At 71.3% G+C, this 12,761-nt stretch carries 13 protein-coding genes; 6 read left to right on the top strand and 7 right to left on the bottom strand.

Translation table 11 applies throughout. From position 1 onward, the window contains the following. The 7 genes from C3E78_RS07780 to C3E78_RS07750 form a co-directional block, all read right to left on the bottom strand. A complete protein-coding gene (locus tag C3E78_RS07780) occupies positions 1–1,461 on the bottom strand; it encodes a protein adenylyltransferase SelO (protein ID WP_108577751.1) in 1,461 nt (486 codons plus the stop codon). A gap of 150 nt (positions 1,462–1,611) precedes the next feature. After that, positions 1,612–1,824: a helix-turn-helix domain-containing protein gene (locus tag C3E78_RS07775; RefSeq protein ID WP_108577750.1), complete on the bottom strand. Its 213-nt coding sequence runs from the start codon at positions 1,822–1,824 to the stop codon at positions 1,612–1,614. Beyond that, the gene (locus C3E78_RS07770; protein WP_108577749.1) at positions 1,825–2,310 is read right to left on the bottom strand and encodes a DUF2975 domain-containing protein; all 486 of its coding nucleotides are present in this window, start codon (positions 2,308–2,310) and stop codon (positions 1,825–1,827) included. 69 nt (positions 2,311–2,379) lie between these two features. Further along, positions 2,380–2,790: an NAD(+)--rifampin ADP-ribosyltransferase gene (gene arr / locus C3E78_RS07765; protein ID WP_108577748.1), complete on the bottom strand. Its 411-nt coding sequence runs from the start codon at positions 2,788–2,790 to the stop codon at positions 2,380–2,382. Positions 2,791–2,843: 53 nt separating this feature from the next. Then, the gene (locus C3E78_RS07760; protein ID WP_108580809.1) at positions 2,844–3,842 is read right to left on the bottom strand and encodes an RNA polymerase subunit sigma-70; all 999 of its coding nucleotides are present in this window, start codon (positions 3,840–3,842) and stop codon (positions 2,844–2,846) included. A gap of 66 nt (positions 3,843–3,908) precedes the next feature. Beyond that, positions 3,909–4,700, bottom strand: coding sequence for a class I SAM-dependent methyltransferase (locus C3E78_RS07755; protein WP_199906963.1), 792 nt, complete (start codon positions 4,698–4,700; stop codon positions 3,909–3,911). Further along, a complete protein-coding gene (locus tag C3E78_RS07750) occupies positions 4,697–5,731 on the bottom strand; it encodes a methylenetetrahydrofolate reductase (protein WP_108577746.1) in 1,035 nt (344 codons plus the stop codon). The genes C3E78_RS07755 and C3E78_RS07750 overlap by 4 nt, the downstream gene beginning before the upstream one ends. Positions 5,732–5,904: 173 nt before the next feature. On the opposite strand from C3E78_RS07750, the gene C3E78_RS07745 reads away from it, so the two are divergent. From C3E78_RS07745 to C3E78_RS07720, 6 genes are all read left to right on the top strand, one after another. Next, a complete protein-coding gene (locus C3E78_RS07745; protein WP_108577745.1) occupies positions 5,905–6,558 on the top strand; it encodes an SAM-dependent methyltransferase in 654 nt (217 codons plus the stop codon). A 62-nt stretch (positions 6,559–6,620) separates the two neighbouring features. Further along, a complete protein-coding gene (locus C3E78_RS07740) occupies positions 6,621–8,099 on the top strand; it encodes a glutamine synthetase beta-grasp domain-containing protein (protein ID WP_108577744.1) in 1,479 nt (492 codons plus the stop codon). Between the two features lie 64 nt (positions 8,100–8,163). Then, a complete protein-coding gene (gene bla / locus C3E78_RS07735; RefSeq protein WP_108577743.1) occupies positions 8,164–9,093 on the top strand; it encodes a class A beta-lactamase in 930 nt (309 codons plus the stop codon). Positions 9,094–9,209: 116 nt separating this feature from the next. Then, positions 9,210–11,528, top strand: a complete 2,319-nt coding sequence (gene bglX, locus C3E78_RS07730; protein WP_108577742.1) for a beta-glucosidase BglX — start codon at positions 9,210–9,212, stop codon at positions 11,526–11,528. 8 nt (positions 11,529–11,536) lie between these two features. Beyond that, positions 11,537–11,977, top strand: coding sequence for a VOC family protein (locus C3E78_RS07725; RefSeq protein WP_108580808.1), 441 nt, complete (start codon positions 11,537–11,539; stop codon positions 11,975–11,977). 67 nt (positions 11,978–12,044) lie between these two features. Next, positions 12,045–12,740 carry a GAF and ANTAR domain-containing protein gene (locus tag C3E78_RS07720; RefSeq protein WP_159085841.1) on the top strand — a complete coding sequence of 232 codons (696 nt, stop codon included), beginning with the start codon at positions 12,045–12,047 and terminating at the stop codon, positions 12,738–12,740. The last annotated feature ends 21 nt before the right edge of the window (positions 12,741–12,761 follow it).

The following is a 12,761-nucleotide window of genomic DNA, read 5'->3' as shown; positions in this document are numbered from 1 at the left end:
TCAGGTGCCGCAGTAGGTGACGTAGCGCCCGAAGTCCTCGGGCGCGGGAGCGGCATAGCGCTCCAGGCCTGGACGCTCGTCGAACGGTTGCTGCACGACGGCGAGCAGCCGCTCGAACGGGTCGAGGTCGCCGGCCGTCGCGGCGTCCAGCGCCTCCTCCACCAGGTGGTTGCGCGGGACGTAGACGGGGTTGGTGCGGTCCATCGCGGCCGGGTCGGGACCGAGTGTCCGCCAGCGGGCGAGCCAGTCGTCCAGGGAGGCCAGGTCGATGACGAGGCCGCGGATCGGCTCGTCGTCCCCGCGGGCCGCCGAGCCGAGGGCACGGAAGGCGGTGGTCCAGTCGACGTGGCTGGCGCGGAGCAGCGCGAGCAGCTCCTCCCCCAGCTTCGTCGCGTCCGTGTCCGTCACCGTCGCAGGTAGGCCGAGCTTCGCGCGAAGACCGGTTGCGTAGGTGGCTGCGTACCGCGTCGGGAAGGTGTTGAGCGACTCGACGGCGAGCGTGACGGCGGTGCCCTGGTCCTCGGCGATCAGTGGTAGCAGGGTCTCGGCGAAGCGCGCCAGGTTCCACTGCGCGACCACCGGCTGGTTGCCGTAGGCGTAGCGGCCGTCGACGTCGATCGAGCTGAAGACCGCCTCGGGGTCGTACGCGTCCAGGAACGCACACGGGCCGTAGTCGATCGTCTCGCCGGAGATCGTCATGTTGTCGGTGTTCATGACGCCGTGGACGAAGCCGAGGAGCATCCATCGCGCCACCAGGTCGGCCTGCGCCGCGACGACGGCCTCGAACAGGGCGCGGTACGGGTTCTCGGCGGACGCAGCGGACGGGTGGTGGCGCTCGATCGCATGGTCTGCCACACGCCGCAACAGCTCCACGTCGCCGGTCGATGCGACGAGCTGGAAGGTGCCCACCCGCAGGTGGCTGCTGGCCACCCGGGCCAGCACGGCGCCGGGCAGCATGGTGTCGCGGCGGACGTCGCGACCGGTGGCGACCACGGCGAGCGCGCGGGTCGTCGGTACGCCGAGAGCGTGCATCGCCTCGCTCATGAGGTACTCGCGCAGCATGGGACCGACGGCGGCCAGGCCGTCGCCGCCGCGCGAGAACGGCGTGCGCCCGGAGCCCTTCAGGTGGAGATCGCGCGGCCGTCCCTCCTGGTCGGTCAGCTCTCCCATCAGCAGCGCCCGTCCGTCACCGAGCCGCGGCGAGTAGCCGCCGAACTGGTGGCCGGCGTACGCCTGAGCCACCGGGGTCGCGCCGGGCGGCACCACGGTGCCGGTGAGCAGACCGACGCCGTCGGGGCCTCGCAGCTCGTCCGGATCGATGCCGAGCTCGGCGGCCAGCCGGTCGTTGAGCACCAGCAGCCTCGGGTCCGGCGTCGGCTCGGACCGCCAGGGCAGGGCCAGCTCGGAGAGCTCCGTGGCGAAGTGGTTGGCGAGGGGGAACGTCGCGGAAGAGGTTGTCACCCCGTCCAGCGTACCGACGTCCGGACGGGATGCCTGCGCGGTGACGGATTCCCACGGGACCGTGGGGTTTGGTCACTCACCTCGGGTCACAACACGAGGGGAGTGACAAATTCCCACGGTACCGTGGGAAACCGTCATCCCTGGAAAGCGTCACCCGTCGTCCGGTTCCCAGCGCAGGAGGTCGCCGGGCTGGCAGTCCAGGACCTCGCACAGCGCGGCCAGCGTCGTGAACCGCACCGCCTTGGCCCGGCCGTTCTTGAGGACCGCGACGTTGGCCGGGGAGATCCCGACCCGGTCGGCGAGTGTGCCGACCGACATCTTGCGCCGCGCGAGCATCACGTCGATGTCGACGACGATCGGCACTCAGATCACCTCGTCGAGCTCGGACCGGAGCTTCACGGCCTGCGCCAGCAGCGTCCTCATCACGTAGACCACCAAGGCGACACCTGCGGCGACGAGGGCCAGCCCGCAGATCAGACCGACCAGGCCCGGGGCGACCTCGTCCCCGGGGGTGGCGTGGTTGGCGAACCGGGCCACGACGGCAGCCGCGAGCACCAGCAGTGCGCCCACGCTGATCGCGCCGATCACCAGGTCGACGTAGCGGAACGCCGCGTGCGAGAAGACCGTGCCGCTGCGGACCATGGTCAGCAACCGCCAGATGCACACCCCCACGACCTGCAGCGCGATCACACCGAGCACACCGATGACCACCAGCGAGATCTGGGTCGCGGTGGGCGCGTCGTCGTTGTCCCACCAGAGCAGCGCCACCATCCCGGCCTGCACCACGACGGATCCCACCAGCGCGACGGCAATGATCAGGCGCAACGTGCGCACGGCCCAGGTACTCATCTGATCGCCTCCTCGCCCCGAGAAACGATCATAATCTATCGATAGTCGTTCGGTCTACGTCGAACGAGATCAGTTGATGATCTCGTTCCGCTCGTCGGCGAGCAGTGCCGCCAGGCGGTCGCGCCAGGCCTGCAGCGCCTCGGGCGCCAGACGAGGCCAGTCGGCCACCTCGCCGACGACCCGGAGGGGCTCGGTGCTCCGGTAGGACCGGGTCGGGTTGCCGGGGAACTTCTTGTCGGTGACGTTCGGGTCGTCCTCGAACCGGCCGGTCGGCTCCACGACGTACACGCGCGGATCGGCGTCGCCCGCCGCGAGCTCCGCGGCCAGCCCGGCGCCGTCCACCAACGCGGTGAAGTAGATGTGGTTCATCACGATCTCGCTCCGGTAGTTCGACCGGCGACCGGCCACGAGGAGATCACCCACCTGCAGATCGGCCTTCGTGCCGTGGAAGAACGGCCCATCGTCCAGCACCTCGCCCATCGGCCCACCCTAGGCGGGCCGGACGACCACCCGCCAGGCCCGCGCACGAACACTCAGGACTCGCCGGCCGACGCCAGAGCCTCCGGCAGTCCGAGCCGCGGGAACTGGTCGGCGTGGAAGATGACGACCTCGGTGACCAGTCCATCGCTGACCCGCAGGACGTCGACGGTCAATGGCAGGTACGCCCCCTCCTGCTCGTCCCAGAGGTACGTGGCCAAGCCGGGCTGCCGGTTCACCGCAGTGACGACGGTCCGCATCGCGCCCAGCCCCTCGAAGCCGTCACCGATCCAGTCGGCCAGGACCGCCTCGCGGCCCACCTGCACGCCGGGCGTCGGCGGCATCGAGCAGCGGACGTCGTCGCGCAGCATCGCGGCGAGGCCGACGACGTCCTTGGCCAGGCTGGCGTCGGTGAACCGCTGGACCAGGTCCCGGGTCGCGACGTCCCCGTCGCCACCGGTCCAGTCCTGCCGCTCGGCGGGCAGGTGCTCCCGCATCCCCGCCCGCGCCCGCTGCAGCGCACTGTTCACGGAGTTGACCGAGTCGCCCAGCAGCTCGGCGACGTCCTTCGCCGGCCAGCCGAGCACGTCCCGCAGGATCAGGACGGCCCGCGACCGTGGTGCGAGGTGCTGGACGGCGACCAGGTACGCCAGCTCGATCGTCTCCCGCATGACGGCGGCGGTCTCCGGACCCTCGGCGTCGTCGGTGGCCAGCTCGTCCAGCAGCCGGTCAGGGTAGGGCTGCAACCACAGCACCTCTCCCCCGGTCGCCGGCTCGGGACGCCGCTTGGCGAGCAGGTCCAGGCAGGCGTTGGTGGCGATCTGGTACATCCAGGCACGGAAGGTGGACCGGCCCTGGAACGTCTCGCGCCGCCGCCACGCGCGGAGGAACGTCTCCTGGACCGTGTCCTCGGCGTCCTCGAACGAGGCGAGCATCCGGTAGCAGTGCACGTGCAGCTCGCGCCGGTGCCGCTGCGCCAACGCCGAGAACGTGGGCTCGTCGACCTCGGCCAGCCCAGTACTGCCCAGCTCCTCCAGCTCCGTGTCCGCACCCATCACGTCGTCCCCTTCCATCTCGTCATGTCCCGTCGTAGGTGTGACGGGTGCGAGGCCGAGAACTCATCACCGGGTCGCCGCGGAGTCACCCCTGCGGCAGCTCACGAGGACGCCCACGACGAGCTCGTCGCGGATCAGTCCGACGATCGTCTCCTGCTGGGACTGGGCGCGCTGCCAGCGCTCGTCGTCCTGGTGGTCGCGCCTCACGACGTCCTCGACCTCGGTCGCGGCCTGCTCCCAGTCGTCGGGAGTGCCGGGGACGTCCGCGAGCAGCGTCTCCTCGACCACGTCGAGCCCGGTCGCGCGCAGGTCGTCGAGGAGCTCCGCGCGGGTCGGGAAGGAGTTGCCTTCGGGCTGGTCGGGCAGGGACTCCACTGCCCTGGTGTAGACCAGCAGCCCGACCGCCCCGCCCGGGACCACGGCACGGCGCAGCTCCTCCAGGTACGCCCGCTTGTCGTCGATCGTGCACAGCACGCCGAGTGACCAGGCGGCGTCGAACGCCTCGTCAGGGAACGGGAGCGCGAGGCCGTCGGCGACCGCGACCGGGCGACCGAAGAGGCGGCGTGCGGCGCGGCAGGCACCCTCCATGGGCTCCGCCAGGGTCGGACGTGCTTCGTGGTTGCGGGCCGCGTACTCGGCCGGACCACCGACCCCGGCGCCCGAGTCCAGCAGGCGCACCCCCGGCTCGAGCCCCATGGAGCGGGCCAGCCAGTCCAGCGCTGCGGGGCTGCCGCTCCCCCGGCACGCAGCCGGCAGGGCGTGGTCGTCGCCCAGCTCGGCCACTGCGGCGGCCGTCCACCAGGCGACGGTGTCGAACTCGTCGACCATGGGTTCTGCCTGGGGCTCGCTCTGACTCATCTGTCCTCCCGGATCCGGTGACCTGTCTCAGCCTTGACCTGCGCCCCCGCCATGGCCCCGTCGCCGGAGGCCAGCCCGGAGAGGTTCACCCCTGCGACACCCTCGATCGCCAGCAGTGCCCGCGCCTCCCGCAGCGCCATCTCGATGCCGGCCGACCGCACGTCCCCGGCGCCGAGCACCTGGGCGACCTGGTCGGGATCGAGGTTGAGCCCGGGAAAGTTCTGCAGCACGCGCGCCGACCGCTCGTCGGTGTAGACGGCGACCGCGGCAATGACCGGGATCGTCAGCCCGAGGTCGCGCGATGCCCCGATGAAGGACGCCACCTCGTCCGGGCTCCCGACGTGGTTGAGGACGGCCAGGTGGGCGCCGGCCTGCTCCTTCTGCACCAGACGCGCGGGCCGGAGGTGCTGCGGGACCGCCGAGGGAGACTCCGGGACGGCCACCGCATGACCGGCGCGGCTCGCCAGCGCGGCGAGCTCGGTGCCGTCGAGGTCGAAGACCTGCGTGACGTCGGGTCGTACGCCCTGGGCCCGGACGTCCCCGGTCACGCACAGCACTCCGTCGACGCCGGTCACCGCGAGGCCGGCCAGCTCCTGCTCCAGCACGAGGCGGTTGCGGTCGCGGCACGCGAGCGTCACCCACGGGACACCACCGGCCTGGGCGATGAGGGCCGCCATCAGCGTCGGCGGGAAGTCGGGACGGTTCTGGTGCTCACCGACCAGCACCGCGTCGCACGAGTCCGCGAGCATCTCGGTGACGGCGGCCAGACCCTCCGGGTCGTACGCCGGGATCGTCAGGTCGGTGAGCACGACCGGTCCACGCCGTGCCGCCTCCAGCAGGAGGCTGCCCGGCTCAGCGCTCGGCGGCGGGTCCCCGTCCCACGGCACGACCCCTGCGTCAGGCGCGGCGAACGGGCACGGGCGCGCGTCCAGCTCGCACGACGCATCGTCCCGGACGCCACCGCACGGGCCGAACGTCATCGCCTTCGGGCATCCGCTGTGGTTGACGACCGCGGTGCGTCCCGCGGTCATGGCAACCGATCGCGAAGCGGGCAGCGGGAGCGGCGGGGCACGCCCCAGATTCTAGACCGGACCGGGGCGGTCGGCAGGGTGTCAACGCGGCGCCCCCACCCCACCTTTTGCGAGGACGGACACTGGCGGCAGGTGCAGCGGCGCCCGCGGCAGCACGGACGAAGGGACGACCGATGACGCACTCGTTCGACAAGGAGTACTGGGACCGGATCTGGGCCGGTGACCGCGCCGCGTCCATGGGCGCCAGCGAGACCAACCCGCACCTCGTCCGCGAGCTGGACGGCGTGCCGGCCGGCACCGCCCTCGACGCCGGCTGCGGGGCCGGGGCCGAGGCCGTCTGGCTCGCCCGCAAGGGGTGGCAGGTCACCGCCGTGGACGTCGCAGCGGACGCGCTCGCGATCGCGACCGAGCGTGCCGCAGCCAGCGGCGTCGGCGACCGCGTCCGGTGGGTCGAGGCCGATCTGTCCACCTGGCGGCCCGACGAGCAGTACGACCTCGTCACCACCCATTACGCCCATCCGGCGATGTCCCAGCTCGAGTTCTACGACCGGATCGCGAGCTGGGTGGCCCCAGCGGGCACCCTGTTCATCGTCGGACACCTGCACCATGACGACCATGCGACCGATCACGAGGAGACCGAGGCGCACGCCGATGGCGGACCGCCGGCCGCGGCATCGGCGACCGCGGCGACCATCACCGCCCGCCTGGACCCGGCCGCGTGGGAGATCGTGACCGCCGAGGAGTCGCACCGGGCCGTGGACCGCCCCGACGACGGTGCGCCGTCCACGCTCCACGACGTCGTCGTCCGGGCGCGCCGTCGCCGCTGACGGTTGCGACATGCGACCACCGGTTGGCGCTTCGTCAGCCGAGACCGTGGGTACGACTGATCATGGTCACTTACGCCTTCGAGCCCCACCCGATCGTCCGCCTGTTCGAGAAGCCGGCAGCCGAGTTCACGTGCAGCGATCTCGTCCGAGCCGCGGAGCAGCTGGAGCTGCGCCAGGTCAACCTGCGGTACGTCGGGGGCGACGGGCGGCTCAAGACCGTCGCGTTCCCGGTCGACTCACGCGAGCACCTCACCGAGGTGCTCACCCAGGGCGAGCGGGTGGACGGGTCGAGCATCTTCCCGGGGGTCGGCAGCGACGCCAGCGACGTCTACATCGTGCCGCGGCACCGCACGGCATTCGTGAACCCGTTCGGCGAGCGTCCCTCGCTCGACGTGCTCTGCTCGTTCTACGACGAGGAGGGCAAGCCACTGTCGTACGCCCGCGAGCAGGTCGTCCGCAAGGCGTCCGAGGCGCTCACCGAGGAGACGGGCATGGTGCTGGAGGCGTTCGGAGAGCTGGAGTACTACCTCGTCGACGCGCCCGACCCGGTCTTCCCGGTCGAGGAGGAGCACGGCTACCAGGAGTCCGAGCCGTTCTCGAAGGGCCAGCGGGTGCGGGAGCAGGTCCTGGGACATCTCGCCGCGATGGGCATCAAGCTCAAGTACGCCCACGGCGAGGTCGGGAACATCCTCGAGGAGGACCGGCAGCTGGTGCAGCACGAGATCGAGTTCTGGCCCGTCCCGGTCGAGCAGGCCGCGGATGTCCTCGTCATGGCCAAGTGGGTCGTGCGGGAGGTCGCGTACCAGCACGGCCTGGAGGTGACCTTCGCCCCGTCGGTCAGCAGCGGCGGCGCGGGCAGCGGGTTGCACGTGCACAGCCGGCTGGTGCGCGACGGCGCCAGCACGATCACTGACGACGGCGGCGTCAACGACACCGGACGACGGTTGATCGCCGGCTACCTGTCGATGGCCAAGGCGCTGACGGCGTTCGGCAACACCGTGCCGACGTCCTACCTGCGGTTCACCGAGGGCGGCGAGTCGCCGGAAGGCATCTCGTGGGGCGAGACCGACCGGACCGGGCTGGTCCGTGTGCCCCTCGCCTGGGGCGGCGGGGTGCTCCCGGGCATGGTCGCCCACGCCAACCCCGGCAGCTCCGAGCCGATCCCCGAGCAGGCGATCCACCCGCAGACCGTCGAGCTGCGACTCGGCGACGGCTCGGCGGACGTCCACCTGCTCCTGGCCGGCATGGCGGTCGCGGCGAGGCGCGGGCTCGCGGACCCCGACAGCCTGAAGGTGGCCGAGCGGCTCAGCACCGACAAGCACGACAAGTTCGAGCAGCTGCCTGCCTCGTGCTCGGAGTCCGCCGACGTCCTCCAGCGCGAACGCGCCGGGCTGGAGGCCGACGGGGTCTTCCCGCCCGATCTCATCGACTCCGTGATCGACCGGCTGCGGTCGTACGACGACGCCAAGCTCATGAAGAAGGCAGCCAAGGACGACGCCACGCGCGAGGAGCTCGTCCGACGGTTCTGGCACGTCGGCTGAGCCCCGACGGCGGGGGCCGTGCGAGGATCGAGGCGCAGCCACCACGACTCTCGGGGGAGACATCATGCAGCTGAGCAGGACACGACCGGCCGCCTGGTTCACCGTCACGATCGCACTGCTCGCAGGCGCCTGCGGTCCGAGCAGCGCGGATGCACCGGCATCCGCCGGCGGCAAGGACCAGTCACGACCTGCCGCCACGACGGCACCGGACACGAGGGGCGACTTCGCCGCCATCGAGACGTCGTACGACACCCGGCTGGGCGTCTTCGCCCTCGACACGGGCACCGGTCGGCGCGTGAGCTGGCGCAGCTCCGAGCGGTTCCCGTTCGCCTCCACGATCAAGGCGCCGCTGGCGGCGGTCGTCCTGGACCGCACCTCGCGCCGGGACCTCTCGCGCACCATCACGTACGACGCGTCCGACCTGGTGCCCCACTCGCCCGTCACCGAGAAGCACGTCGCCGACGGTCTGCCGCTGCGAGACGTCATCGACGCCGCGTTGCGATTCAGCGACAACACGGCGGCCAACCTGCTGTTCGATCAGATCGGCGGACCGGCGGGCCTGGACCGCGAGCTCGACCGCATCGGCGACCGCGTGACCAACCCGGTGCGCACCGAGCCGGACCTCAACACCGCCACTCCCGGCGACGTCCGCGACACCACGACGCCCAAGGCGCTGGCCACGACCGTCGGCACGTACGTCGTGGGCCGCGCCCTGCCGCGTCATGACCGTGACCTCCTGCGCACCACGATGACCAACAACACGACGGGCGATGCGCTCATCCGCGCGGGTGTGCCCGACGGCTGGGTGGTCGCCGACCGGACCGGCGGCGCGAGCCACGGGGTGCGCACAGCCGTCGCGGTCGCGTTCCCTCCCGGCCGCTCCCCCGTCCTGATCGCAGTCATGTCCCGGCGTGACCAGGCGGATGACGAGTACGACGACGGGGTCGTCGCGGACGCCACGCGCGTCGCGGTCGACGCACTCGGCCTGTCCTGAGCCGGGGGCTCAACAAAGTCGGCCCCGAGGCGTAAGTTGTGGCCTGGATCACAGTCCGGGGGGACTGGCCCGCGTCTCCGCTGAGCAGGACGCGGGTTGCACAAGGGGGCTGAGTGATGAGGAAAGTCGCAAAAGTGGCCGTGGTCGCCGGATCGTTGGTCGTGGGATGCCTGACGGCGGGCAGTGTGGTGGCACGGGACGCAGGCGCGTCCGACGAGCAGGCGCTGGCGCCGACGCGTCACGGGCCGAGCCGCTCGATCGAGCAACGGGTCGACCGGCTGCTGGCGCGGATGACGACGCAGGAGAAGCTCCAGCAGGTCCAGCTGCTCTCCGACGGGCAGATCACCGATGCCGACGCGAAGGCCGGCGTCGGCGGCGTGTTCAGCCTGACCGATCCGGCGAAGATCGACCACTACCAGCGCATCGCGATGACCCAGTCCCGGCTCCACATCCCGATCCTGTTCGCGTACGACACGATCCACGGCTACCGCACGATCTTCCCGGTGCCGCTCGGCGCGGCCAGCTCGTTCGACCCCGATGTGGCGCGGACGGACGCCCAGATCGGCGCCCGCGAGTCCGCGACGGTCGGCATCAAGCAGATCTACAGCCCGATGGTCGACGTCTCCCACGACCCGCGGTGGGGCCGGATCGTCGAGGGCAACGGCGAGGACCCCTACCTCGGGTCGGTGATGGCCGCCGCCCGGGTCAAGGGCGCGCAGGGCAACGACTACAGCCGGCCCGACCGCGCGGTCACCAGCGTCAAGCACTTCGTGGGGTACGGCGAGCCCGAGGGCGGCCGCGACTACGGCACGACCGACATGTCCGAGCAGCGGCTCCGCAACCTGTACCTGCCGCCGTTCAAGGCGGCGATCGAGGCGGGTGCCGACACCGTGATGTGCTCGTTCAACGCCATCAACGGGGTGCCCGGCTGCGCGAACCGGTACACCGAGACCGAGATCCTCAAGAAGGAGTGGGGCTTCGACGGGTTCATCGAGAGCGACTACACCGCCGTCGCCGAGACCCGCGTCTGCCCGCCCAAGACGCCCGATGAGGGCTCGTGCGGGCACGGCACCGCCGCCGACGGCCCCGAGGCGGGCGCCAACGCCCTGATGGCGGGCACCGACTCGGAGATGGTCAGCACCTACCTGCGCGACTACGGCAAGCAGCTGCTCGCCGACGGCAGGATCTCGCGGAAGCGTCTCGACGACGCCGTCCGCCGCATCCTGCGCGTCAAGTTCCGCGCGGGGCTGTTCGAGAACCCGTACGTCGACCAGGCCAAGGCGACCGATCCCGCCAGCTTCCTGACCCCGGCCGACCGCCGGGCGGCCCGCACCGCTGCGGCTCGATCTATGGTGCTGCTGCAGAACAAGGGCCGGACCCTCCCCCTCGACCCCGCCAAGAAGACCGCCGTGATCGGTCCGCTCGCCGACAACCAGCACGACCTGCTCGGTGCCTGGTGGGGCCGCGGCGAGGACGCTGACGCCGTGAGCGTCCTGAAGGGCATCACGGACGGATCGTCCGCCACCACGACGTACGCCCAGGGATGCGCGCTCAGCAACGAGGAGCCGCCCGACTACGACCCCGCCGACGACTGCCCGTCCGACGCCGGGTTCGCGAAGGCCGTGGCCGCTGCGAACGATGCCGACCAGGTCGTCCTCGCGCTCGGGGAGACCCGCGAGATGAGCGGCGAGGCCGCGAGCCGTTCGCGCATCGACCTGCCCGGCAGGCAGCAGGAGCTGATCGACGCGATCGCGGCGACCGGCAAGCCGTTCGTCGTCGTGCTGTTCAACGGCCGCCCACTGACCCTCTCCGAGGTGGTCGGGTCCGCACCGGCGGTGCTGGAGGCCTGGTTCCCCGGCGTCGAGGGCGGCAACGCGGTGGCCGATGTCGTGTTCGGCAAGGTCAACCCGGGCGGCAAGCTCCCGGTGTCGTTCCCGCAGCGGCTCGGCCAGGTGCCCATCTACTACAACCACGAGCCCACGGGCCGGCCGTGCGACGTCACCCAGAAGTACACGTCTCGCTACCGTGACCTGCGCTCCTGCGACCCGCTCTTCCCCTTCGGCTTCGGACTGAGCTACACGTCGTTCACGGTCTCCGACCTCACGCTGAGCAAGACCACCGTCTCCCGCCGTGGCAGCGTGGTCGCGTCCGTGAAGGTCACCAACACCGGTTCGGTCGCCGGTGACGACGTCGCCCAGGTCTACCTGCGCGACCCCGTCGCCAGCATCTCCCAGCCCGTGCGCCGCCTGCGCGGGTTCGAGCGCGTGACGCTCAGGCCTGGGCAGTCGACCACGGTGCGCTTCACCCTCGACGCGAGCGACTTCGGGTTCTACGACAACCGCGGCAGGTTCGTGGTCGAGCCCGGCACGATCCAGGTGTACGCCGGCGACGACTCGACGGCGACGCTCTCCCGGACGTTCCGGGTGACGCGATGATCTCCGGTGTGTCACGCATCAGGGCGTTCGACCACGTCGGGATCACCGTGCGGGACCTGGAGCCGGCCGTGGCGTTCTTCGTCGGCCTGGGCCTGGAGCTCGAGGGCCGGGCGTCCGTGGAGGGCCCGTTCCTCGAGACCGTCATCGGCATCGCGGACGCCCGCACCCAGATCGCGATGCTCCGCCCGCCGGGAGGCGGGTGCGGGATCGAGCTCTCGAGCTTCGACCGCCCCCATCCCGAGCCCGGGTCCCCCACGGCGATGGCGACCGAGCTGGGTCTGCGCAGCGCGTGCTTCGAGGTCGAGGACCTGCAGGCGACCGTCGACGGCCTCGCCGGGGACGGGTACGGGCTGGTCGGCGGGGTCGGCCAGCACGAGGACAGCTGGCGGATGGCGTACGTCCGCGGGCCGGAGGGCGTCATCGTCGCGCTGGCGCAGCGCCTGGGCTGACCCCGCTGACATGCATGAGGGGCTGCTCCGATCCGCGGCAGCTCCCCATGTCTGAGAAGATGTGTCAGTGCACCGCGACTACTCCGGAGACCAGTACGCACGCATCGCCCGAGCGCTGAGCAACGAGCTCGGGGTGGCGGCGACCCACGAGTCCGCCACGAGCACGGCCGTCGAGATCGTCGAGGGCTGCGACCACGCAGGCATCTCCCTGGTGAGGAAAGGCCGCACGATCGACACCGTTGCGGCCACCGATGACACCGTGACCCGTGCGGACCAGCTGCAGAGCACGACGGGCCAGGGACCCTGCCTGCAGACCATTCGTCAGCAGGAGACCGTCTACTCCAGCGACCTCCGTGCCGAGGAGCGGTGGCCCGACTGGGCTCGCGAGGCGTCGTCGTCGCTCGGTGTCCGCAGCGTGCTGACCCTGCAGCTGTTCGTCGGCGACGACACGATGGGCTGCCTCAGCCTCTACTCGGACGAGCCGCACGCCTTCGGGATGGACGATCGCGTGTCGGCGCACGCTCTCGCCGCGCACGTGGCGGTCGCCATGACCGCAGCGACCGACCAGGCGAACATGGACTCCGCCCTCGTCAACCGGACGGTGATCGGCCAGGCCGAGGGGATGATGATGCAGGGCCTGCAGATCTCCGCGGACCAGGCGTTCGCCGCCATGGTCCGCATCTCCCAGGCACGCAACATGAAGGTGCACCGCGTGGCGGCGGAGATCGTCAAGAAGGGCCTGCGGGCCGAGCTGTTCGACTGACCGACGGGCCCGGCACAGCCG

It is taken from the genome of Aeromicrobium chenweiae, from assembly GCF_003065605.1.
GTDB classification, from domain to species: Bacteria; Actinomycetota; Actinomycetes; order Propionibacteriales; family Nocardioidaceae; genus Aeromicrobium; species Aeromicrobium chenweiae.
Note: the sequence above shows the minus strand (reverse complement) of the source record. Positions and strands in the feature narration are given on the sequence as shown.

What these genes read in the sequence shown, in the direction of transcription:
- C3E78_RS07770 (WP_108577749.1), bottom strand. Translation starts at nt 2,310, where the DNA reads ATGAGTACCTGGGCCGTGCGCACGTTGCGCCTGATCATTGCCGTCGCG.
- arr (WP_108577748.1), bottom strand. Translation starts at nt 2,790, where the DNA reads ATGGGCGAGGTGCTGGACGATGGGCCGTTCTTCCACGGCACGAAGGCC.
- C3E78_RS07760 (WP_108580809.1), bottom strand. Translation starts at nt 3,842, where the DNA reads ATGGGTGCGGACACGGAGCTGGAGGAGCTGGGCAGTACTGGGCTGGCC.
- C3E78_RS07755 (WP_199906963.1), bottom strand. Translation starts at nt 4,700, where the DNA reads ATGAGTCAGAGCGAGCCCCAGGCAGAACCCATGGTCGACGAGTTCGAC.
- C3E78_RS07750 (WP_108577746.1), bottom strand. Translation starts at nt 5,731, where the DNA reads ATGACCGCGGGACGCACCGCGGTCGTCAACCACAGCGGATGCCCGAAG.
- C3E78_RS07745 (WP_108577745.1), top strand. Translation starts at nt 5,905, where the DNA reads ATGACGCACTCGTTCGACAAGGAGTACTGGGACCGGATCTGGGCCGGT.
- C3E78_RS07740 (WP_108577744.1), top strand. Translation starts at nt 6,621, where the DNA reads ATGGTCACTTACGCCTTCGAGCCCCACCCGATCGTCCGCCTGTTCGAG.
- bla (WP_108577743.1), top strand. Translation starts at nt 8,164, where the DNA reads ATGCAGCTGAGCAGGACACGACCGGCCGCCTGGTTCACCGTCACGATC.
- bglX (WP_108577742.1), top strand. Translation starts at nt 9,210, where the DNA reads ATGAGGAAAGTCGCAAAAGTGGCCGTGGTCGCCGGATCGTTGGTCGTG.